Origin of the sequence: Mesorhizobium sp. B3-1-6 (assembly GCF_006439555.1) — a bacterium.
Classification (GTDB): Bacteria; Pseudomonadota; Alphaproteobacteria; order Rhizobiales; family Rhizobiaceae; genus Mesorhizobium.
Window position 1 is genome coordinate 123,210 of the sequence record NZ_VFTM01000004.1, and the last position, 23,280, is coordinate 146,489.

General features: G+C 63.4%; 19 protein-coding genes. 6 read left to right on the forward strand and 13 right to left on the reverse strand.

The genetic code is table 11. The features are described from left to right. The first annotated feature begins 14 nt into the window (after positions 1 to 14). The 6 genes from FJ414_RS05965 to FJ414_RS06000 all read left to right on the forward strand — a co-directional run bounded on the left by FJ414_RS05965 (position 15) and on the right by FJ414_RS06000 (position 6,984). Positions 15 to 1,130 carry an ABC transporter ATP-binding protein gene (locus tag FJ414_RS05965; RefSeq protein ID WP_140642317.1) on the forward strand — a complete coding sequence of 372 codons (1,116 nt, stop codon included), beginning with the start codon at positions 15 to 17 and terminating at the stop codon, positions 1,128 to 1,130. 61 nt (positions 1,131 to 1,191) lie between these two features. Continuing rightward, on the forward strand, positions 1,192 to 2,709 hold the full coding sequence (locus FJ414_RS05975) for a GMC family oxidoreductase (RefSeq protein ID WP_140642319.1): 1,518 nt from the start codon (positions 1,192 to 1,194) through the stop codon (positions 2,707 to 2,709). A gap of 208 nt (positions 2,710 to 2,917) precedes the next feature. After that, on the forward strand, positions 2,918 to 3,679 hold the full coding sequence (locus FJ414_RS05985; RefSeq protein ID WP_140642322.1) for a 3-ketoacyl-ACP reductase: 762 nt from the start codon (positions 2,918 to 2,920) through the stop codon (positions 3,677 to 3,679). A 6-nt stretch (positions 3,680 to 3,685) separates the two neighbouring features. Then, complete coding sequence (locus FJ414_RS05990; protein ID WP_140642324.1) at positions 3,686 to 5,314, forward strand: choline dehydrogenase; 1,629 nt, start codon at positions 3,686 to 3,688, stop codon at positions 5,312 to 5,314. 10 nt (positions 5,315 to 5,324) lie between these two features. Next, positions 5,325 to 5,642, forward strand: a complete 318-nt coding sequence (locus tag FJ414_RS05995) for a Dabb family protein (RefSeq protein ID WP_140642326.1) — start codon at positions 5,325 to 5,327, stop codon at positions 5,640 to 5,642. Positions 5,643 to 5,736: 94 nt separating this feature from the next. Then, complete coding sequence (locus tag FJ414_RS06000; RefSeq protein ID WP_140642329.1) at positions 5,737 to 6,984, forward strand: MFS transporter; 1,248 nt, start codon at positions 5,737 to 5,739, stop codon at positions 6,982 to 6,984. 90 nt (positions 6,985 to 7,074) lie between these two features. Here FJ414_RS06000 and FJ414_RS06005 read toward each other — a convergent pair whose 3' ends face one another. From FJ414_RS06005 to FJ414_RS06065, 13 genes are all read right to left on the reverse strand, one after another. Then, positions 7,075 to 7,920, reverse strand: a complete 846-nt coding sequence (locus tag FJ414_RS06005; RefSeq protein WP_140642331.1) for an EamA family transporter — start codon at positions 7,918 to 7,920, stop codon at positions 7,075 to 7,077. Continuing rightward, on the reverse strand, positions 7,917 to 8,837 hold the full coding sequence (locus FJ414_RS06010; RefSeq protein ID WP_140642334.1) for an endonuclease/exonuclease/phosphatase family protein: 921 nt from the start codon (positions 8,835 to 8,837) through the stop codon (positions 7,917 to 7,919). The genes FJ414_RS06005 and FJ414_RS06010 overlap by 4 nt, the downstream gene beginning before the upstream one ends. A gap of 203 nt (positions 8,838 to 9,040) precedes the next feature. Beyond that, a complete protein-coding gene (locus FJ414_RS06015) occupies positions 9,041 to 10,594 on the reverse strand; it encodes a sodium:proton antiporter (protein WP_140642336.1) in 1,554 nt (517 codons plus the stop codon). A gap of 173 nt (positions 10,595 to 10,767) precedes the next feature. Further along, on the reverse strand, positions 10,768 to 11,832 hold the full coding sequence (locus tag FJ414_RS06020; protein WP_140642338.1) for an ABC transporter ATP-binding protein: 1,065 nt from the start codon (positions 11,830 to 11,832) through the stop codon (positions 10,768 to 10,770). 15 nt (positions 11,833 to 11,847) lie between these two features. Beyond that, on the reverse strand, positions 11,848 to 12,639 hold the full coding sequence (locus tag FJ414_RS06025; protein ID WP_140642340.1) for an ABC transporter permease: 792 nt from the start codon (positions 12,637 to 12,639) through the stop codon (positions 11,848 to 11,850). Continuing rightward, on the reverse strand, positions 12,636 to 13,430 hold the full coding sequence (locus FJ414_RS06030) for an ABC transporter permease subunit (RefSeq protein WP_226892226.1): 795 nt from the start codon (positions 13,428 to 13,430) through the stop codon (positions 12,636 to 12,638). Before FJ414_RS06030 ends, FJ414_RS06025 begins: the two co-directional genes overlap by 4 nt. A 187-nt stretch (positions 13,431 to 13,617) precedes the next feature. Further along, positions 13,618 to 14,724 (reverse strand): ABC transporter substrate-binding protein, encoded by a 1,107-nt coding sequence (locus FJ414_RS06035; RefSeq protein WP_140642344.1) that lies wholly within the window; start codon positions 14,722 to 14,724, stop codon positions 13,618 to 13,620. A 245-nt stretch (positions 14,725 to 14,969) separates the two neighbouring features. Beyond that, positions 14,970 to 16,142, reverse strand: coding sequence for an iron-containing alcohol dehydrogenase (locus tag FJ414_RS06040; RefSeq protein WP_140642347.1), 1,173 nt, complete (start codon positions 16,140 to 16,142; stop codon positions 14,970 to 14,972). Positions 16,143 to 16,160: 18 nt separating this feature from the next. Continuing rightward, on the reverse strand, positions 16,161 to 17,549 hold the full coding sequence (locus FJ414_RS06045; RefSeq protein WP_140642349.1) for an aldehyde dehydrogenase family protein: 1,389 nt from the start codon (positions 17,547 to 17,549) through the stop codon (positions 16,161 to 16,163). A 178-nt stretch (positions 17,550 to 17,727) separates the two neighbouring features. Beyond that, positions 17,728 to 19,098 carry a glutamine synthetase family protein gene (locus FJ414_RS06050; RefSeq protein WP_140642351.1) on the reverse strand — a complete coding sequence of 457 codons (1,371 nt, stop codon included), beginning with the start codon at positions 19,096 to 19,098 and terminating at the stop codon, positions 17,728 to 17,730. Positions 19,099 to 19,182: 84 nt separating this feature from the next. Beyond that, a complete protein-coding gene (locus FJ414_RS06055; protein ID WP_140642353.1) occupies positions 19,183 to 20,739 on the reverse strand; it encodes an amino acid permease in 1,557 nt (518 codons plus the stop codon). 89 nt (positions 20,740 to 20,828) lie between these two features. Further along, a complete protein-coding gene (locus FJ414_RS06060) occupies positions 20,829 to 22,367 on the reverse strand; it encodes an amino acid permease (protein ID WP_140642355.1) in 1,539 nt (512 codons plus the stop codon). Between the two features lie 12 nt (positions 22,368 to 22,379). Beyond that, the gene (locus FJ414_RS06065; RefSeq protein WP_140642357.1) at positions 22,380 to 23,207 is read right to left on the reverse strand and encodes an N-formylglutamate amidohydrolase; all 828 of its coding nucleotides are present in this window, start codon (positions 23,205 to 23,207) and stop codon (positions 22,380 to 22,382) included. Between the last annotated feature and the right edge of the window lie 73 nt (positions 23,208 to 23,280).

Sequence of the window (23,280 nt, forward strand, 5' to 3'; positions counted from 1 at the left end):
CTGAAGGAACGATCATGGCTTTTCTTGAAATTGATGGGCTGAAGAAGCGCTTCGGGAATGTCGAGATCCTGAAGGGCATCGATGTCGAGCTCGAAAAGGGCGGCTTCCTCGTGCTGGTCGGCCCGTCCGGCTGCGGCAAGTCCACGCTGCTCAACACCATTGCCGGCCTGGAGCAGATCACCGAGGGCGAGATCCGCGTCGACGGCCGCGCCATCAACGACCTGCATCCCTCGAAGCGCGACATCGCCATGGTCTTCCAGAGCTACGCGCTCTATCCGAACATGACGGTGGCCGGCAACATCGCTTTCGGCATGGAGATGCGCGGCGTGCCGGTGACGGAGCGCCAGGCTGCGATCGACAAGGTGGCCAAGGTCCTGCAGATCGGCCACCTGCTCAACCGCAAGCCCAGCCAGCTTTCCGGTGGCCAGCGCCAGCGCGTCGCCATGGGCCGGGCGCTGGTGCGCGACCCGAAACTCTTCCTGTTCGACGAGCCGCTCTCCAACCTCGACGCCAAGCTGCGCGTCGACATGCGCATCGAGATCAAGCGCCTGCACGCCACGACCGGCACGACCATCGTCTATGTCACGCACGACCAGATCGAGGCGATGACGCTGGCGACCAAGATCGCCGTCATGCGCGACGGCGAGGTGCAGCAATTCGGCACGCCGGCCGAGATCTACAACAACCCGACCAACATCTTCGTCGCCGACTTCATGGGCTCGCCGGCGATGAACCTGATCCCGGCCAAGATCGACGCTAATGGCAGCGGGCTGTCGGTGGTGCTCGACCGCGAGGCGCGCCAGCCGATCGTGCTGCCCATGCCTGCCGCGCCTGCGGGTCTGTCGGCGTTCAAGGACAAGCAGGTGATCTTCGGCGTGCGCCCCGAGGCGCTGACCGACCCTGAAGGCGCCGAGCGCAACGGTTCGAACATCGCCACCGCCGACTGCCACATCGAAGTGGTGGAGCCGGCGGGATCGGATACTTTCGCCGTCACCAATCTGGGCGGCAAGGGCGTCGTGGCGCGGCTGCGGGCCGATGCCAGGATCCAGCCCGGCACCAGCACGCCTTTAGCCTTCAACCTCAGCAAGGCGGTGTTCTTCGACCCCGCGACCGAGAAGCGCATCCTCTGATGCCTGTCGCCCAAAAGTGGGTCCGGTTTTGGGGCAACGACATGCAGCAAAACAAAGATCTATGAAAAATCCGGATATCGTCATCATCGGCTCCGGCATCGGCGGCGCCACGATCGCCTCCGGCTTGGCCGGCAGCGGCGCCTCGATCCTGATCCTGGAGCGCGGCGAACCGCTGCCCGCGACACCGCATACGCGCTCGACGCGTTCCATCTTCGTCGACGAGCACTACCGCCCGAAGGAGATGTGGCGCGAGGCCGGCGGTGCTGCCTTCAACCCCGGCAACTACTACTATGTCGGCGGCAATTCGAAGTTCTTCGGCGCGGTGCTGATCCGCTACCGCAAGGAGGATTTTGCCGAGCTCGAGCATTTCGGCGGCGTCTCGCCGGCCTGGCCGTTTTCCTATGACGAATTCGAGCCCTGGTATTCGAAAGCCGAGCAGCTTTTTCGCGTGCGCGGCACGCTCGGCGAGGACCCGACCGAGCCGTTCCATTCGATCCCCTACGCCTTCAAGCCGGTGCCGGACGAGCCGCCGATCGCGCGCGCCCGCGCCGAGTTGAAGAGCCTCGGACTGCATCCGGCATCGCTGCCGCTCGGCGTCGACATCGAGACCTGGTTGAAAGACGGCAAGACGGGCTGGGATGCGTTCCCCAACACCGGCCAGGGCAAGATCGACGCGCAGACCGGTCCGCTGACCGAAGCGCTGAAGGATCCCAACATCCGGCTCGAAACCGGCGCCTATGTCGACTGGCTCGAAACCGCGCCGGACGGCAAGTCGATCGCCGCCATCCACTATACCCAAAACGGTGCGCAAAAGACCCTGTCGCCGAAGCTCGTCATCCTGTCGGCGGGTGCGATCAACTCGGCCGCCATCCTGCTGCGCTCGCCGTCGCCCAATACCAGCAAGAAAGGGGGCAAGGGGCTCGCCAACAGCTCCGACCAGGTCGGGCGCAATTTCATGAACCACAATTCGAGCGCGATGCTGGCGATCGATCCGCGCCGCCGCAACGATAGCGTCTACCAGAAGACGCTGATGCTCAACGACTACTATCTGTCCGACGGCAAGGGCGGCAAGCCGCTCGGCAATGTGCAACTGCTTGGCAAGATCGACGGCAACATGCTCAAGGCCAATGTGAAGACGATGCCGAAATTCGCGCTCGACTACATGGCCGGCCACGCCGTCGACTGGTACCTGATGTGCGAGGACCTTCCCGATCCGGAAAGCCGCATCATGGTCGACGGCAAGGAGATCGTCATGCAGTGGCGGCGCTCCAACATGCAGTCGCTGGAAGACCTGGCCAAGGTTATGCGCGAGAACCTTCGCGCCTGCGGCTATCCGATCGTGCTGTCGCGGCCCTTCGACAAGCGCACGCCCTCGCATCAGTGCGGCACGGTGAAGATGGGCAACGATCCAGCCACCTCGCCGCTCGATCCGCTCTGCCGCGCTTGGGACCATCAGAACCTCTACGTCGTCGATGGCGGCTTCCTGCCGACATCGGCCGCCGTCAATCCGGCGCTGTCGATCGCGGCGCAGGCGCTGCGCGTCGCCGACCATATCCGCCAGACGGAACTTTCTTCATGATCGGTCGGCGCCGCCCCTCATCCGCCTGCCGGCACCTTCTCCCCGTAAACGGGAAGAAGAGGGCTAGCCGCAACGCCGGCACTCATTCTGCAGCGCTGGCGATTGGCGAAAGCGCCGGCGACAGCATCCTTCTCCCCGTCACTATACGGGGAGAAGTGCCCGGCAGGGCGATGAGGGGCAGCGCCTGCGTCCACGAGGCTAGTCTCCAATGACCCGCCCCGCGGCCATTATCACCGGCGGCGCGCGCGGCATCGGCCTCGCTTGCGCCGAAGCGCTGGCGGATGCCGGATTCGACGTCCTTGTCGCCGACCTTGCCGAGAAGCCCGCCAAGGGCCTTGCCGAGAACATCGCCGCGCGCGGCGCGAAATTCGCCTATGCCCAATGTGACATTGCCGACATCGCTGGTCATTCGAGGCTGATCGAAGCCGCAACCAAAACCTTCGGCCGCATCGACTGCCTGGTCAACAATGCCGGCGTCGGCGCCGTGCTGCGCGGCGATCTGCTGGAGCTGAAGCCGGAGAATTTCGACCGCGCCTTAAACATCAACCTGCGCGGCACCGTGTTCCTCAGCCAGGCCGTCGCCAAGGCTATGCTTGCGGCGCCTGCCGGTTCAGTTAGGTCGATCATCACCATCACTTCGGTCAGCGCCGCCATGGCTTCGCCGGAACGCGCCGATTACTGCATCTCCAAGGCCGGGCTTTCGATGTGGGTGAAGAACCTGGCGCTGCGGCTCGCATCCGAAAATATCGGCGTGTTCGAGGTGCGGCCGGGCATCATCCGCACCGATATGACGGCGGGCGTTTCCACCAAATATGACGCGTTGATCGAAAGCGGCCTGGTGCCGGCAAAACGCTGGGGCGAAGGCGCCGATATCGGGGCCGTCGTGGCCGCGCTTGCCTCCGGAAAGTTCGGCTTTTCGACCGGATCGGTCATCGATGTCGACGGCGCGCTCTCCGTGCCACGCTTGTGAGGAACAATGGCTGATTACATCATTGTTGGCGCCGGTCCGGCCGGCTGCGTTCTCGCCAACCGGCTGAGCGAGGATCCGTCGAATTCCGTCCTGCTGCTCGAGGCCGGCGGCAAGGACTGGCATCCTTATATCCACATGCCGGCGGGCTTCGCCAAGATGACCAAGGGCATCGCCTCCTGGGGCTGGTCGACCGTGCCGCAGAAGCACATGAAGGATCGCGTCTTCTGGTACACCCAGGCCAAGGTGGTCGGCGGCGGCTCGTCGATTAACGCCCAGATCTACACGCGCGGCAACGCCCGCGACTACGACGCCTGGGAGAAGGAAGAGGGGCTCGCCGGCTGGGGCTATCGCGACGTGCTGCCCTATTTCAAGCGCGCCGAGAACAACCAGCGCTTCGCCAACGACTATCACGGCGACCAGGGCCCGCTCGGCGTCTCCAACCCGATCTCGCCGCTGCCGATCTGCGAGGCCTATTTCCGCGCCGGCCAGGAGATGGGCATACCCTTCAACCCGGATTTCAACGGCGCCAGCCAGGAGGGCGTCGGCTACTATCAGCTGACCCAAAAGAATGCGCGGCGCTCATCCGCCTCCGTCGCCTATCTGAAGCCGATCGGCGCCCGCAAGAACCTGACGGTCAGGACCGATGTGCTGGTCACCCGCGTCGTCGTCGAGCAAGGCCGCGCCATCGGCGTCGAGGTGGTTGATAAGCCCGGCGGCGAGAAGAAAATCCTGCGCGCCGAACGCGAAGTGATCGTCTCCTCCGGCGCCATCGGTTCGCCCAAGCTCCTCATGCAGTCGGGCATCGGCCCGGCCGACCATTTGAAATCGGTCGGCGTCACGCCCGTTCACGACCTGCCCGGCGTCGGCTCCAACATGCAGGACCATCTCGACCTGTTCGTGATCGCCGAATGCACCGGCGACCACACCTACGACAATTACGCCAAGCTGCACCGCACCCTATGGGCCGGTCTGCAGTACCTGCTGCTCAAGAAGGGTCCCGTCGCCTCGAGCCTGTTCGAGACCGGCGGCTTCTGGTACGCCGACCCGACGGCCGCCTCCCCCGACATCCAGTTCCATCTGGGCCTCGGCTCCGGCATCGAGGCCGGAGTGGAAAAACTGAAGAACCCTGGCGTGACGCTGAACTCGGCCTTCCTGCGTCCGCGCTCGCGCGGCACGGTGCGGCTGAAGAGCGCCGACCCGGCCGATCATCCGCTCATCGATCCGAACTACTGGTCCGATCCCTATGATCGCGACATGTCGATCAAGGGCCTTAGATTGGCGCGCGAGATCATGCGGCAGAAGGCGCTTGCCCCCTACGTATTTCGCGAGGTGCTGCCCGGGCCAAACCTGCAGAGCGACGCCGACCTCACCGACTATGCCTATCGCACCTCCAAGACCGATCATCACCCCGTCGGCACCTGCCGCATGGGCCATGATGCGATGGCCGTGGTGACGCCGGACCTGAGGCTGCGCGGCATCGAAGGTCTCCGGATCTGCGATGCATCGGTGATGCCGCGCGTGCCGTCCTCCAACACCAATGCGCCGACGATCATGGTCGGTGAAAAAGGTTCCGACCTCATTCTCGACCGCGAGCCGCTGCCGCCGGCCGTGTTCAAGGGCAACCAGGCGGCGTGAGGCACCGATAATGATCCGTCACTGCGTCTTTGTCCGCTTTCGCAACGACGTTCCTGAAACCGAGCGGGCGGCGATCCATACCGATCTCGAAGCGCTGCACGCCGTCATCGACGGCATGGGCAAGGTGGAATTCAGCGCCAATGTCAGCCCGGAGCCGTTCGCGCGTGGCTTCAGCCACGGCTTCACCATCGACTTTAAAAATGCCGCCGCGCGTGACGCCTATCTGGTGCACGAAGCGCATCAGCGCGCCGGCGCCCGTCTGGTCGCCGCCCTCGAAGGCGGCACCGAGGGGCTGATGGTCGTCGATCTCGAGGTGACGCAAATGTGACCGCTCGCCGGCTTAAAACCGGCAGCTGTCCGGTTCTCTTTTACCCGCCCTGGAACATATCGTTGCTTTTGGGGGATGCAAAAGGAGGACCGCCTTGAACCTCACCACCGAGCAGAAGAAAACCGTACTCGCGTCGTTCCTCGGCTGGACGCTCGACGCTTTTGATTTCTTCCTTCTGACTTTCCTGCTCACCGATATTGCAACGGAATTCCAGACCGACGTGCCGGCGGTCTCCAAAGCGCTGTTCCTGACCTTGGCGACGCGTTTCATCGGCGCGTTCTTCTTCGGCATGCTTGCCGACAGATACGGCCGCAAGCCCATTCTGATGCTCAACATCGTCAGCTATTCGGTGATCGGCGCTTTGGCCGCCTTCTCGCCCAATCTCGGCATATTCCTGGCGCTGCGCGCCCTGTTCGGCATCGCCATGGGCGGCGAATGGGGCCTCGGTAGCTCGCTTGCCATGGAGTCCATTCCGCCAAGCGCGCGCGGCATGGTCTCGGGCATCCTGCAATGCGGTTATCCGGCCGGCTACCTGCTGGCCGCGGTGGTCTACGGGCTGCTCTACGGCCAGAAGATCGGCGACTTCACCTTCGGCTGGCGCGCCATGTTCCTCCTGAGCTTCATACCGGCGCTGATCGTGCTCTTCATCCGCTCGCATGTGCCGGAATCGCCAGCCTTCGTCGAAGCGCGCCAGCGCGTGAAGCCAGGATTGCTCGAAACGCTGCGGAAGCACTGGGGCATCGCGCTCTATGCGGTGGTGCTGATGATGTTCTTCAACTTCTTCAGCCACGGCACGCAGGATCTCTATCCGACCTTCCTCAAGAAGCAGCATGGCTTCGACCCGCATACGGTGAGTTGGATCACCATCGTCGCCAACATCGGCGCCATCGTCGGCGGACTGGCCTTCGGCGCGCTGTCCGAGAAGATCGGCCGCGTCAACGCCATTACGCTCGCTTGCCTGATCGCCTTGCCGGCACTACCTCTATGGGCCTATTCGACCACGCCCTTTATGCTGGCCGTCGGCGCCTTCGTCATGCAGGTGGCGGTTCAGGGCGCCTGGGGTGTCATCCCGGTGCATCTCAACGAGCTCTCGCCAGGCGCCGTGCGCGCGACCTTGCCCGGCTTCATCTACCAGGCCGGCAATCTGGCGGCATCCTATGGCGGTCCGTATCAGGCGGGTATCGCCGAGGCGCCCGGCAGCAGCTATGGCTACGCGCTGGCGCTCTTCGCCGGTGTGGTCGCGGTCTGCATCATCATCGTCATCCGCTTCAGCCCTGAGAAGCGCGGCCAGGTGATGACCGTGTTGGACCATGAGGTTGGAGCAATTCCGGAAAAAGTGTGAAACGGTCAGGCTCGGCGACTTCGCCGCAGCCCGTCCGCAATTGCTAAAAACGAAGAGATAGAGGGCGCCGTTTCCGCGAGACGGCGCCCTCTATCCGAGCCTGAGCGCCGCGACGCCGGCAACGATGCCGAGCGCCGCGGCTGCGCGCCAGGCCGTCATCTTTTCACCCAGCGCCAGCACCGAGATCAGCATGGCGAACAGGATCGAGGTCTCGCGCAGCGACGCGACCGAGGCGATCGGCGCCTTGGTCATAGCCCACATCACGATCCAGTAGGCCGCGCCGCTGAGCACGCCGGTGAACAGGCCGGCTTTCCAGTCACGTGCCAGCACCGGAAGCGACTGCGGTCCGCGGACGACAATGCACAGCACGAGCGCCCACGCCGCATCGCAGACGAACAGCCAGGCCGCATAGCTTTGCGCGGTTGCCGCGAGCCGCGCGCCGCTGCCGTCGGAGAGTGTGTAGCTGGCGATGAAGATCGATGTGCCGAGCGCGAAGCCGACCGCGCGCAAATTGAGCTTCTCCAGATGCGCCCCGCCGCGGAACGACATGACCAGCGTGCCTGCCGACAGAAGCACGATGCCGACGATGGCGAACGGCGCCGGAACCTCACCGACCACGAAGATGCCGCCGAGCGCCGAGAGCAGCGGTGCGGTGCCACGCGCCAGCGGATAGGTCTGAGCGAAATCGCCCGCCTTGTAGGCGCCGACCAGAAAGGTGCGATAGCCCATGTGGAAGATCACCGAGGCGATGATATAGGGCCAGACTTCAGCCTTTGGCACCTCGACAAAGGGAAGTGCGAACAGCGCCGCAAATCCCATCCCGAGCGTCATCAGCGTGATCGACAGGAAGCGGTCGAGATGCACCTTGACCAGCGCGTTCCAGATCGCGTGCATGGCCGCCGCCGAGAGCACCGCCAGGAAGACGAACAGCGTCATGTCGGTTTCATCGACCTTGTCGAGCCGAAAGGCGTTTCCAGATCGATATCGACCCTGAGCGGAAAATGGTCGGAAGCCACCTCGCCGATATCGGCGGTTACCGAACGCACGCGATCGGCCAACCCGCCGCCGACGAAACAATGGTCGAGCCGTCGTTTCGCCAGCCTGCCATCGATGATCTTTTCGTGCGTGTGGAAGTCCGGCCCGGACTCGCCGGCGACCGCTACGGCATCGACGAATCCGTCGATGTAAGCGGCGCCTCGATGGTAGGGCGTGCTACCGACAATACGCCGGTATTCGGCGCTGCCCGGCTCCATGTTGAAGTCGCCCAGCCAGATCGCCGCCAACGGATTTTCCGGTTCCGTCTGGCCGTTCGTCCAGTTGCGCCGCGGCTCGTCGTCGACGCCGCTCCAAGGGCCGCCGTCGGACGGCGCGCGGCGATGCTCGGCATTAAGATAATCGATCTGCTCCAGCCGCTCCTCCGCCGCGATATGCGCCAGATGCAAGGAAAGCACCCGCACCGGTCCCGCCGGCGTGCGGATCATGCATTCCAGCGCCGCGTTGCGGGTGTTGAGCGGCCTCAGCGTGCGCCGTAGCGGCAGCGTGTGCAGCCGCGACCAGACGATCGGCAGCTTCGACAGCACCATCGTGCCGAACTGCCGCCTGCGGTTGACGACGCGGCCGTCGCGTCTCTCGCTGGCGTCCATATCGAAGGCCGGGCCGTAAGCCCAGTAATAGTCGGGCAGCAGGCTGGACAGGATCTCGGGCTGGTCGTCCTCATTGCTGCGCTGCCAGTGCCGCTCGACCTCCTGCAGCGCGATGATTTCGGCGCCGTTCACCAGCCTGGCGCAGCGGCTGAGGTCGTAGCGCCCATCGCTGCCGTAGCCGTACTGGATGTTGTAGCTGATCAGCTTCATTGATTAACCGGCTCACTTCTGGTGATCGCAGTAGCGCAATTCCAGGAAAAGTGTGAGCGGTTTTCCGTCCGGAATTGCGTCAAAACAAAGAGATAGAGTGGTTCGCGGTCTTCGGTGAACCGCTCTATCGCCCCGCCTCTTGCGTTGCAATGTGCCGCGAGGCCAAGCGGAATAGTCCAACGGAGACCAGCGAACCGCTGCGCCTAATAGGTCGTCAGTGGCTGGAAGCTTCCGGCGGGCGACGCCGCCAGTTCCGACCAGTCGATCTCCTCTTCCAGCCGGTGATAGGCCTCGTCGCCGATCGTGCCATTGCTGCGCAGTTCCTCCAACCTGTCGCGCTGCCGCTTGATGGCGTAAAGACGCAACCGGTCGTATTCCGTCGCGGCTTGTGCGTCCTCGGGATTTTCGGCAACCCGCCGCTGCGCCTCGTACTGCTCGCGCACGACGGCGGCAGCGGCCGACGTCTTGCGGCTCAGCACATCGAGCGCGGCCTGCATGATCGCCACCCGCGCCTCGGCCACCTCGCGGTCGATCGAGGTATCCCGCTCGAAGTTGAGCCGGCGCAGCAGCGGCTTGAGGCTCATGCCCTGCAGCACGAGCGTTCCGAGGACGACCGCGAAGGCGGCCAGCACGATCGGATCGCGACCGGGGAAGTCGGCCGGCAAGGCAATTGCCACCACCAGTGTCACCAGCCCGCGCATGCCGCACCAACCCACAAGCACGGCGCCGCGAAATGTCGGTGCATCGCGCCTTTCTTCCTCGCTGTCATAGCGGGCAAACCAGCGTATGACCGTGACATAGCCCGCCACCCAGACGAGACGCGCCACGATGACGACCGCAAGCACCGTTGCGGCGAAGAGAAAGGCTTCGCCTTGCCCGTCGCCGGAAAGCCGGCCGACAATCGAACGGGCCTGCAAGCCCATCAGCACGAAAGCCAGCACATTGAGTACGAATACGGCCGATTCCCAGACCGAATAGGTGCTGACGCGGCGTCGGGCCGACATGCGGCGTGGCGCGGTGCGCGCGATGGTGATGGCATAAACGACGATGGTGATGATGGCGGAAAGGCCGAGTCTGTCGGCAATGATCCAGACGGCGAAGGTTCCGGCGAACTGCACAACGGTGCTGCTGGCCGCATCCTCGATGCGCGTCAGCGTGAGCAGCGAGAAGCGGCCGAACAGATAGCCGGCGATAACGCTCCCGACCGTCGCAAGCAAGATGACGGGCACTGCGTCTTTCAGCATGAGCGTGCCGATGGCTGCCGCAACCGATATCCGGTAGATCAACAGCGCCGTGGCGTCGTTGAGCAGGCTCTCGCCCTGCAGGATCGCGGTGAGGCGGTGCGGCACCTTGAACTGATTGAGCACCGCGCTTGCCGCGACCGCGTCCGGTGGCGCGACGATGGCGCCGAGGGCGATCGCCGCCGCGATCGGCAGCCCGGCCATTTTCCAGCCGACGAAGGCAACCGCCACGGTGGTGAAGACGACGGCGCCGAGCGCCAAAAGCACCAGCGACAGGCGATAGCGCTTCAGGTCGCGCAGCGAGGTGTCATAGGCGGCATCGAGAAGCACCGGCGCGATGAACAGTGCAAGCGCCAGTTCCGGATCGATCTCGATCACCGGCGCGCCCGGCACGAAGGCAAGCCCGACCCCGGCAAGCGCCAGCAGCGACGGGTAAGGTACCTCCAGCCATCGCGATACCGCCGTCAGCGCGACGGCGATGAGAAGCAGGATCAGAGTAAGTTCGAACAGCGCCATGGCTTATCGTAACGGCGAAGCACGAAGCTTGGCAGTACCCTGAAGCAGGATACTGTTGATTTATCCGACAAGGCCTGTGGTGCCCGGCAGACCGCGCCCCGGCCGATCGACGGATTACCCTCGGCCGGCGCAAAGGCTTCGCCTGTCTTATCGGCGTCAAGACGGCCAGGCCGTCAGTGCAGGACCAGCATATCGCCCGACGAGAACGAAATATCCGCCTTGTCGCCAACGATCGGCGGCGGTGTCGTCGAGTTGTTGAAGGTGTCGAGCGACACCGTGTTGCCACCGATGCCGACGCGCACCCGGATGACCGAGCCGAGGAAATGCACTTCGGCGATCTCGCCCGAAAGGCTGGTGTCGTGCCCGGGCTGGCGCGCCAGCGAAATCGCTTCCGGCCGCAGCGCCAGCGACAGCGTATCGCCGGACTTCGAGCCATTGAGCTTGCCCTTGAGCGAGACTTCCTGGGCGTTGACCTGCACCTTGCCCGTTGAAGCGTCGGTGACCTTGCCTTCGAGCACGTTGAGCGTGCCGACGAAATTGGCGACGAACTTGGTCGCCGGCCGGTTGTAGATCTCGAATGGCGTGCCGACCTGTTCGGCCTTGCCGCCATACATCACCGCGATGCGGTCCGAGATCGACAGCGCCTCTTCCTGGTCATGGGTGACGAAGATGGTGGTGATGTCGAGCTTCTTCTGGATCGAGCGGATTTCCTCGCGCAGCGACACGCGCACCTTGGCGTCGAGCGCCGACAGCGGCTCGTCGAGCAAAAGCAGTTTGGGTTTCGGAGCAATTGCCCGCGCGAGCGCGATGCGCTGCTGCTGGCCGCCGGACAGCTGATAGGGATAGCGATCGGCCATCTGCGGCAGCTTGATCATGTCGAGCATCTCTGCAACGCGCTTGTCCGCGTCAGGCTTCGACATGCCGGCCACCTTCAGACCGAAGGCGATGTTTTGCGCCACCGTCAGGTTCGGGAACAGCGCGTAGGCCTGGAACACCATGCCGACATTGCGCTGATTGGGCTTCAGCCTGGTGATGTCCTTGCCGGCGACGACGATCTTGCCAGCCGAGGGCTCCTCGAACCCGGCGACCATGCGCAGCACAGTGGTTTTGCCGCAGCCGGATGGCCCCAGGAAGGAGACGAACTCGCCGGGCTCGACGTCGAGGCTGAAATCCTGCACCACGGTGTTGGCGCCGTAGGACTTTCGCACATGCTGGATAGACAGGAATGGCTCGGCCATGGCTTTTCTCTCAGGTCAATTCGGGCGGTTCGCCGATTTCGGCGCGAAACGGGACAGGATCTGGATCAGCGACATGCAGCCCCAGGTAATGGCGAAGGCGATGATGGCAAGTGCCGCCGGCTCGTAGGCGCGGTTGGCGCCGATGTTCTGAAGATAGGGGCCGAAGGCCGGACGGTTCAGCAGGCTGGCCATCGTGAACTCGCCGATGACGATGGCGAAGGTCAGGAAGGCGCCTGACAGAACGGCGATCAGTACATTGGGAAGAATGACCCGGGTAATGATCGTGGCCCAACCGGCGCCGAGGATTTGGGCGGCTTCCGTCAGCGTTCTGACATCGATGGTACGAAGACCGGTGTCGACGGCGCGGTACATATAGGGCAACGCCAGCGTCGCATAGCCGATCACCAGCAAGGCGCTGGCGCCGAGATCGCTGGCCAGGAAAGGCAGCGGCGAATTCGAGCCGTACATGCGGATATAGCCGAACACGATGACGATCGCCGGAATGACCAGCGGCAGCAACGTGATGAATTCGACGATCGGCCTGATTTGAGGCAAACGCAGACGGATCCAATAGGCGGCCGGCACCACGATCAGCACGCCGAGAATGATGGTGAAGATCGCGGCGACCACCGAATACAGGAACGTCGCCTGGAAGCGCGGATCGCCGAGCACGACTTGATAGGCGTCGAAGGAATGGACGCCGCGCCGCATGCGCAGCGAAAACTCGAACGTCGCCAGCAGCGGGATGAAGAAATAGGCCGTGCCGATTCCGAAGACGACCCAGGCCCAGAATTTGCCCGACTTCATTTCAGCCACCTCTCGGAACGGGTCCGGAACCAGATGTAGAAGACATTCGCCAGTCCGGTGATGACGATCATGCCGAAGGCGATCGCGTAGCCGAGCTGCGGGTTGTGCAGCACATCGCCGTTGATCTGCGAATAGAGCTTGATGGGAACGATGTTGAGCTGCGGGCCGGCGAACGCATAGGCCGTTGCGATGGCGCCGAAGGCGTTGGCGAACAGAAGGATGACGGTGCCGAGGAAGCTCGGAAACAGCACCGGTATCACCACCATACGCCAGTACTGCCACTGGGTGGCGCCAAGCGTGGCGGCGGCCTCGTTCCATTCCTTCTTCAAACCGTCGATCGCCGGCACGATGATGACCACCATCAGCGGGATCTGGAAGAAGAGATAGACCACGATCAGGCCCCACGTGGTCAGGAAATTGAAGCCCATCGCATAGATGTTGAGATTGAATATGTCGCGCAGCAGCACCGTCACGATGCCGACGCGGCCAAGCGTGGCGATGAACGCGAAGGCAAGCGGCAAGCCGGCAAAATTCGAGGCGACACCCGAGAAGGTCAGCGTCGCGGAGCGAACCCAGCTGGGCAGGCCGCCGCGCACGATGGCCACGGCGATCGCCAGTCCGGCAAATGCGCCGACGATGGCCGACCAGAAGCTGATCTTGATCGAGACCCAATAGGAATTGCTGATTGAAGGATCGCTCACCAATTGCAGAATGTTGTCGAGCGTGAACCCGCCTTCCCCGGTCTGAAACGCGCCGATGACGAGATAAAGCGTCGGCATGATCAGGAACATCAGGGTGAAGACGAAGAATGGCGCCACACCGATCCATTGCGTCGGCAGGCGAAAAGCGGTCGTCGCGTTCGGCGGCGCGGGCTTGGTGGCAACTGACTGATTTGAAAGCGATAGATCGGTCATGCGCCCGGCACCGTCTTCGAGGGAAAGCCGGGCGGCCAAGTGGCCGCCCGGTGCACTTCAAGTCTTACTTGACGTTGGCGCCAACGGTGGCGTCCCAGTTCTTGCTGATGGCTTCCTTGGCCTTGCCCTGCTCGTCGAGCGTCGGGAAAGCCGCCGAGGCATAGGACTCAGCCGGCGGCAGCTTGGCCAGCACGTCCGCCGGGATCTTGCCGTTCTTGGCGAGATCGTTGAAACGGATCGGGTGACAGTAGCCCTTCAGCCAGCCGATCTGGCCTTCGTCGGAATAGAGGTATTCCATCCACAGCTTCGCGGCATTCGGATGCGGCGCATAAGCGCTGATCGCCTGCACATAGACACCGGCGACAACGCCGGTCTTCGGCACGATCACGTCGACGGGCGGGTTGCCCTTCAGCGTGTCGCGGCCGGCAAGCGCGTTGTAGTCCCAGTTGATCAGGATCGGCGTCTGGCCCTGGGCCAGCGTCGCCGGCTTGCCGACGACCGGAACGAAATTGCCGGCGGCATTGAGCTTCTTGAAGAAGTCGAGACCAGCGGTGCCGGCGGCTTCACCAGCGGCGGCGCCCGACGACAGACCGGAGGCATAGACCGCCTGAATGGCCTGGTTCGAAGCGCGCGGATCACCGGCGAGCGCGACCGAATTGGCGAATTCCGGCTTCAGCAGGTCGGCCCAGTCGGCCGGCGATTCCTTGACCAGGTCCTTGTTCACCATGAACGACAGCACGCCGTAATAGTCGCCGTACCAGGCGCCATCGGCATCCTTGGCGCTGTCCGGAATCGAGTCCCAGGTCGACACCTTGTAAGGCATCAGCAGGCCGTCGGCCTTGGCGGTCGGGCCGAACGACAGACCGACGTCGATGACGTCGGGCGCTTGCGGGCCCTTGTTGTCCTTATTGGCCTTGATCGCCTCGACCTCGTCGCCCGAGCCGGCGTCCGGGTTGAGTTCGTTGATCTTGATTTCCGGATACTTAGCCTTGAAAGCGTCGATCACTGCCCCGTAGCCACACCAGTCATGCGGAAGCGCGATGGTGGTGAGCTGGCCTTCAGCCTTCGCGGCCTTGACGAGATCGTCCAGCGAATCCGCGGACGAAATCACCGTCGACGCAAAGAGCGCCGCGGCCGAGAGGGAAAGCACTTTCCCCGTGAACTTGAACATGTGTTCTCTCCGTTGAACTGGCGCGTTTAAGCGCCTGCGATGCGGGTATCGTTTTCGTGTGACAGCCAGATGAAGACTTTTTGAAACCCGAGCCCCGCGGCCAAAAAAGTTAACTCTTTTTAACAGACTGTAGCAATTAGCCCGCGCTTAATTTTCCGGCTAATGGTTAGTCGCCTTGCCTTTTGCCCTCCCCCTCCGCTCTGGAACGCCCCTTCATTCAACTCTTCGGCATTGAAAGCCGGCTCTCAGACGGAGCCGGCGATCGCATTTTCGAGCAGCGTCAGCGCCGCTTTCTTGGTGAGCTTGACCGGATTGCCGCCAGCGGTCGGATCGACCACCGCCATGCCGGCGATCAGTGCCTTGCGCTTCTTGTCCATTTCGAGGCCCTTGATCAGGCCCGGCAGCGCGTGCGGCACCTTCAATTCCTTGCGCAATTTGATGATCGCCTTGGCGAAGCCGTCGAAGCCGCCCTTGATGCCGCAATAGGCCGCGAGCCGGGCGATGCGCTCCTCGATGCTCTCCCTGTTGAAGGCGAGCACATAGGGCATGAACACGGCATTGGTCATGCCGTGATGGGTGTCGTAGAGCGCGCCGATCGGATGCGACAGCGAATGGATGGCGCCGAGCCCCTTCTGGAAGGCGGCGGCGCCCATGGCGGCGGCGCTCATCATATGGGCGCGGGCGAGCAGATCCTTGCCGTTGGCGAAAGCCTTGGGCAGGTTCTCGAACACCAGCCGGATGCCTTCCACCGCGATGCCGTCGGCCATCGGGTGATAGCTCGGCGCGCAATAGGCCTCCAGGCAATGGGCCAGCGCGTCCATGCCCGTGCCGGCGGTGATGAAGGCCGGCATGCCGACCGACAGCTCCGGATCGGCAATGACGATCGCCGGCAGAAGCTTCGGATGGAAGATGACCTTCTTGGTGTGGGTCGCCTCATTGGTGATGACGCCGGCGCGGCCGACCTCGGAGCCGGTTCCCGCCGTGGTCGGCACGGCGATGATCGGCGCGATCGCGTCCGAGTTGGCCCTGGTCCACCAGTCGCCGACGTCCTCGAAATCCCATACCGGCCGGGTCTGCCCGGCCTGGAAGGCGATCAGCTTGCCGAGGTCGAGCGCCGAGCCGCCGCCGAGGGCGATCACGCCGTCATGCTTGCCCTTCTTGAACACGGCGATGCCGGCGGTGAGGTTGGACTCGACCGGGTTCGGCTTCACCTCCGAAAACACGCCATAGGGAACCTTGGCGTCGTCGAGGATTTTCAGCGTCGAGGCGACAACCGGAAGCTTTGCCAGGCCGGGGTCGGTGACGAAGAGCGGGCGCTTGATACCCGCCGCAGCCAGTACGTCCGGCAGTTCCTTGATGCGGCCGGCGCCGAAGCGAACGGTGGTGGGATAGTTCCATTTGGAGATGAGCTTGGACATGTCTTGTCTTTCAAAAAGTCAGATCGCTTCACGCAGGTGATAGGATTTCGGCCTCGTCAAATTGTCGTAGCCGATGGCCGAAAGCGCCGCGCCCTTGCCGGTATCCTTGACGCCGGTCCAGACCAGCGCCGGGTCTAGATAGTCGCAGCGGTTCATGAACACGGTGCCGGTTTCGACACGGTCGCCGATGGCAATTGCGCGCCCCGTGTCGCGCGTCCAGATCGAGGCGGTCAGCCCATAGGGGCTGTCGTTCATCAGGGCGATCGCCTCCTCGTCGTTGCGCACCTTCATGATGCCGACGATCGGCCCGAAGCTCTCCTCGCGCATGACGCTCATCTGGTGATCGACTTCGGTCAGCACTTCCGGCGCCAGATAGGGCGAGCCCGGCTTGTCGTTCTCGACCTTCATGTTGATATGCGCCTTGGCCCCCTTGCGCAGCGCCTCTGCCTTCTGCTCGCGAATCAGATCGGCGAAGCGCGCCTGTGCCATCGGCCCCATCGTGGTCGCCTGGTCCAGAGGATTGCCGACGACATAATTCCTGGTCTCGGCGACAAAACCCTCGACGAACTCGTCATAGACCTTCTCATGCACATAGACGCGCTCGATGCCGCAGCAGCACTGGCCTGAATTGTAGAAGGCGCCGTCGACCAGATTGGCGACGGCATGGTCCATCTTGGCGTCGGGCAGCACATAGGCCGGGTCCTTGCCGCCGAGTTCGAGGCCGAGCGTCATGAAAGTGCCGGCGGCCGCCTTCTCGATGGCGCGGCCGCCGCCGACGGAGCCGGTGAAATTGACATGGTCGATCTTGCCCGAGCCGAGCAGCTTCTCGGTCTGGACGTGGTTCATGACCAGGTTCTGGAACAGTCCCTTCGGCAGGCCGGCCTTGTCGAAGGCTTGGCTGAAGCGTTCGCCGACCAGCAGCGTCTGCGCGGCATGCTTGAGGATGACGGCGCTTCCGGCCATCAGCGCCGGCACGATGGTGTTGACGGCGGTCAGATAGGGATAGTTCCACGGCGCGATCACCAGCACGACGCCGAGCGGCACCTTCTTGACATAGCGGCGGAAGCCGTCCTTCGTATTGGAGGCAAGCACCGGATTCAGCGCGGCTTCGGCGATCTCGACCATGTAGTTGGTGCGTTCCTTGACGCCGCCGAACTCGCCGCCATAGCGTACCGGCCGGCCCATCTGCCACGCGATCTCGGGCACGATCTCGTCGGTCATCGCAACCAGGGCTTCCAGCATCGCCAACATGTATTTGCCGCGCTCGACGACCGGCGTCTCGGCCCACTTCTCTTGCGCCGCCCTGGCGCGCTCGACGGCCGCGTTGATCGCCTGGTCGCTCGCGACCGGCCGCTCGGCATAGATCGAGCCGTCGATGGGGGATTTGAGTTTGACCGTTTCGGTCATTTCTTCCTCGCGGTTTTACAACAATCGAAATCACTTGGCTTGGCGCCGCCCCTCATCCGCCTGCCGGCACCTTCTCCCCGTATAGTGACGGGGGGAAGCTCCCGCGCTGGCGACCCGTCTCCCCGTTCTTCACGGAGAGGGTAAGGGTGAGGGGCAGCGCCGACGCTAACCCGGCCCCCTAGTACCGCTCAAAGCCCCTGTGCAGCTCCCAATCCGTGATGCGGCGGTCGTATTCGAACTGCTCCCAGCGGGCGGTGTGCACATAGTGCTCGATCACGTCGTCGCCGAAGGCCTGCTTCAGCATCTTCGACTTGGCCAGCGTCTCGGTGGCGTCGCGCAACGTCTTCGGAATCTCGGGCAGGCGCGAGGCCTGATAGGCGTCGCCGACGAAAGGCTTCTGCAGCTCCAGCTTCTCATCGATGCCGGCAAGGCCGGACGCGATCAGGGCGGCGAAGGCGAGATAGGGATTGAGATCGGCGCCGCCTATGCGGCATTCCATGCGGATGCCCTTGGTGCCCTCGCCGCACAGCCGGAAGCCGGCGGTTCGGTTGTCCTCGCTCCACATGATCTTGGTCGGCGCGAAGGTGCCGGCCTGGAAGCGCTTGTAGGAGTTGATGTAGGGCGCCAGGAACCAGGTGAACTCCTTGGCGTATTTGAGCTGCCCGGCCGCCCATTGCTGGCCGAGCGCGGACAGCGTCCAATCGGCCTTCTTGTCGAAGAACAGCGGCGTCTTGCCGTCCGCGCTCCACAGCGAATTGTGGATGTGGCTGGAATTGCCGGCGAGCCCGTAATTGTACTTAGCCATGAAGGAGATGGCCTTGCCCTCGGAATCGGCGATCTCCTTGGCGCCGTTCTTCAGGATGACGTGGCGGTCGGCCATGTCGAGCGCTTCGGCATAGCGCACATTGATCTCTTCCTGCCCAGGGCCCCACTCGCCCTTGGAATTCTCGATCGGGATACCCGCCGCTTCCATCTCGTTGCGAAGCCGGCGCATGACGCCTTCTTCCTTGCTGGTGATGCCGATCTGGTAGTCGCCGATATAGGGCGAGGCGCTGTCGAGCCCCTGCCAGTGCTTCTTGCGCGCGGAATCGTAGGTTTCGCTGAACAGGTAGAATTCGAGCTCGGAGGCGAAATAGCCGATATAGCCGCGCTCCTGCAGACGCTTGACCTGCTTCTTCAGGATGGCGCGCGGCGAGTGTGCCAAATCCTCATGGTCGTGATGGTCGAGCACGTCGCAGATGACCAGCGCCGTCTTCTCCAGCCACGGAATGCGCCGCAGCGTCGACAGGTCCGGCTTCATGACGAAGTCGCCATAGCCCTTCGACCAGCTCGCCGCCTTGTAGCCCGGCACCGGTTCCATATCGATGTCGCAGGCCAAGAGATAGTTGCAGCCATGCGTCTCGCCATGCGCGGAATCGACGAAATACTGGGCCAGGAAGCGTTTTCCCGAGAGCCGGCCCTGCATATCGACGATGCAGGCCAGCACCGTGTCGATCTCGCCGTTCGAGACCGCTTTCTTCAACTGATCGAACGAGAAATTCCCGGCCATTCCTTTGGCACTCCAGCGCTTGTCGATTGAGGGGAAACAAAACCATGGCCGGCGTTGCGCCGGCCATAGCCATGAGGCGAAGTATCAGTGGCCGGTCTCGCCGACCGCCTGTTCGGCCGCCTTGATCGCTGCCTGGCGCGCCGCGATGATGTCGCCAAGCGGCGGACCTTGGAAGCGGTTGCGCTCGAAGGCGAACCAGACGATCGCCGTCAGGATGAAGAAACCGACGGTGATATAGAGCGCCCAGTCGTTCGGCGGCTGGATGCCGATGACGAAGATCAGGATCATCGACAGGATCGAGAGAACGCCGAACAGCATGAAGACGGCGCGCCCCATGTTCCACGGGCCCATCTTGTCCCACTTTGGCGTTCCCCAGGCCATCATGCCGAGCACGATAGGCACAATGAAGGACAAAAACAGGAAGATGACCGTGCAGGATACAACGATCGTATAGGCCGAGGTGCCGGCGACCGAAACCAGGGTCGAACCCCACACGAACAGCACCGACAGGATCGAGGCCGTCCAGATCGCCGCCACCGGCGTGCGATAGGTCGGGCTGACCTTGGCAAGCGCTGCCGAGCCCGGCAGGCCGCCGTCACGCGAGAAGGCGAAGATCATGCGCGAGGCCGAGGTGACGGTGGCAAGACCGCACAGCAGCTGCGCGATGAACACGACGAGGTAGACGAACTCCTTGAGGCCGGGGCTGACGCGCTGGTCGAAAGCCCAGAAGAACACGTTCCAGCCCTGCTTGGCGGCGTCGTCCATGTTCGGGATCATCAGCACGAAGGCGGCCAGGAACAGGTAGCCGAACAGCGCCGACCAGACGACCGACATCACCATCGCGCGCGGCACCGAAGAGGCTGCCTTGATGGTCTCTTCCGACGTATGCGCCGAGGCGTCGTAGCCGGTGATCGTGTAGATCGGCAGCAGGAGGCCGAGCGCGAACACCCAGGCGTTCGAAACCGATGGCCACACACCGCCGCCGGCGTCGCCGGAGTAGTTATGGAAGGTGAAGAGGCGGCTGAAATCCCAGGTCTCGGCCGAAAGCAGGCAGACCACTGCGATCAGGATCGAGCCGAAGAAGATGAGATATCCCGAGAAATCGGTCAGTTTCGCTGTCAGCTTGATGCCGAGGTGGTTGATCAGCGCCTGGGCGCCGGTGATGACGACCAGGAAGATCATCTGGTTGGTCAGCGTGCCCTCGATGCCGAGCGCCGGTCCGAAGGCGCCGATGAAGAAGGTCCAGGTGCCGACATTGATGGCGCCCAGCACGGTGATCAGGCCGAGCAGGTTGAGCCAGGCCGTCACCCAGCCGGTGCCGCGATTGCCGAGGATCGAGCCCCAGTGATAGAGGCCGCCGGCCGTCGGATAGGCCGAGCTGATCTGCGACATGGCAACCGCGAAGGTGAGCGACACGAAGCAGCCGACCAGCCAGCCGATGCCGATGCCGATGCCGCCGGCGCCCGACGTGGCCTGGGCCAGCGAATTGATGCCGCCCGACAGGATGCAGATGATCGAGAACGAAACCGCGAAATTCGAGAAGCGGCTGAGCCGCCGCTCCAGTTCCTGGGCATAGCCCATGCTGTGGAGGGCTTTCACGTCCTCCGCCTTGTCGACGTCTGTATAACCCGGTGTCGTCATGTTGGAATTCCCCTATGGTTCTTGGCTGGCCGGTCCTGCACCTTGATGCCCGATCGACCTGAGCCGACCGGGCGATATTGCGTTTGCCGTTAGCCCGCTGTCTGGCCGACTGCTTTTTCCGCGGCCGCGATCTCCGCCGCGCGACGAGCAATGTCGGCACCGATCGGTGGCCCCTTGAAGCGCCGCGATTCGATACCGAACCACAGAACGGCCAGCAGAATGATCAATCCGATGGCGTAGTTGATCAGGATGTCGAAGGGCGGCTGGATGCCGGCATACATCAGCACCAGAACCCCGAGCACGGTGACGATGGCGAAAGGCTTTGACCAGACGCCGAGACGGAACGGGCCGAACTCCGTCCAAGTCTTGCCTTCCGCAAACAGGCCTGCCGCCACCGGCATGGCATAGGACACGTAAAGGAAGAGAGCGCAGCCTGCTGCCAACGCCGCGAAGGCCGGCGAATAGAGCGTGGCCGCGATCGACAGCACGACGCCAAGCCAGATGGCCGGGACGGGCGTGCGCCAGGTCGGCGAAACCTGCTTCCACAAAGACGACCCCGGCAGGCCTCCGTCACGCGAAAAGGCGAAGATCATACGCGAGGTCGACGTGAGCCCGGCCAGCGCGCACAGATAATTCGCCAGCACGATGCAGATGCCGAGCAGATCCTTCAGCCAGGTCGGCGCCGGCAGGTTGTTGAAGAGGTTGAACCAGGCATTGCCGCCGTCCTTTGCGGTCGCCACGAGATCGGGGCTCGCGAGGACGAAGGAGACCGCCATGACGAAGCCGAAGACGAGAGACCACAGGACTGCGTGGATCATGCCCCTGGGCACTGCGATGCGAGCATTGTGCGTCTCCTCGGCGGTGTGCGCCGAGGCGTCAAAGCCGGTGATTGTATAAAGTGGGTAAAGCAGGCCGATCAAGAAGGCCACCAGCGCCGTGCGGGCCGTCGGAACATAGCCACCGCCGGCATCGCCGGTCGTGTTGACGAAAGTCGTCAACCGCGAAAGATCGAAGCCATGCGCGCCCCAGATCAGGAAGGTCAGCGTCAGCACGACCGCGACAACGAGGATGAGGTAGCCCGAAAAGTCGGTCAACATCGTCGTCGTCTTGATGCCAAGGTGGTTGAACAGGCCTTGGGTGACGGTGATTATGACAACCGCCGTCGTCTGCTGCCAGAAACCCCAGGTCGATGTGTCCAGGCCAAGGATCGGTCCCGCGACAAGCCCGGAAAACAACAGGTAGACGCCGACATTCACCGAAGCGACGACGAAGATCAGGCCGAGCAGGTTGATCCAGGCCGTTGCCCAGCCCCAGCCGCGCCCGCCCAAGATCGACGACCAATGGTAAAGCCCGCCGGCGGTAGGATAGGCCGAACCGATTTGGCCGAGCGAAGCCGCGACCACAAGGGCGAACAGACCGCCTATAACCCAGCCGATGGTCGCCTCGAAACCGCTGCCGGTGCCCATCGCCAGCGGGAACGACGTGATGCCGCCGGCTAGAATGCAAATGATCGAGAAGGAAATGGCGAAGTTGGAGAAGCCGCTCATGCGGCGGGCCAATTCCTGGGCATAGCCCATGCTGTGAAGGATTTTTACGTCCTCCGATTTCTCTGCGTGATCTGTTGTCATGTTGGAGTTCCCCTATCGTTCTTGGCTGGCCGTTCCTACTGACTTTCCCATTGCGCGCGGTCGGAAGCCCCTGGCCTCGTCGGGCTCCAGATTCGAGAATATGCCTGTGAGCAGATCCGCCCATTTCCGCTGCCCAGCATCGCCGGCGATTTCGTCGTTGCGGATTTCGATCATCGCGCAGGCAAGGCCGCGCGAACGCGCGTGCCGTTCCAGCGTGAAATAGACGCGGTCGGCCGGCGAATAGGGTTCGTTGACGCCGACAGTGACGCCGGAGAGCCGCTGCAGCGCCGATATCAGCGGCGCCGCCAGGCGGCGATCCTCGTCATGGATGATGCCGATATGCCATGGCCGGCTCTTGCCCTTGTAGATCGGCGTGAAGGAGTGCACCGACACCAGCCGTGTCTCCTGGCCGCGCGCCAGCCGCTCGTCGATGATCCGGGCGATCGTGTCGTGGAACGGGCGCCAGGCAAGGTCGATCCGCGTGGCGCGGTCTTTGTCCGAAAGACCCGTGTTGCCCGGAATGGCTGTCGTCTCGCTGACCGGCGGAACGAGGTCCGGCGCGTCCAGCGGCCGGTTGCAATCGATGACGAGCCGCGACACACGGGTCTCGATCAAGGTCGCATCGAGCGCTTCGGCCATGCGGCGTGCGACGGGAAGCGCGCCCGGGTCCCAGGCGATATGGCGCGAAAGGTCCGCGGCCGGCAGGCCGAGCGTCCCGAACTCGGCGGGAAGGACGTTGGAAGCGTGGTCGCAAGTGATGACGAAGGGGCTAGAGCCGCCAGGGTTGGTCACCCTTACGGTTTCAGACGGTGCAAGGCTGACAGGCCGTGCTTTCTCCATGCTGCCGTCCCCTGGGGGAGCGCTGTATCGTATGTTACGTATTTTGTCTCATTGCGTCCCTGTGAATGATTTC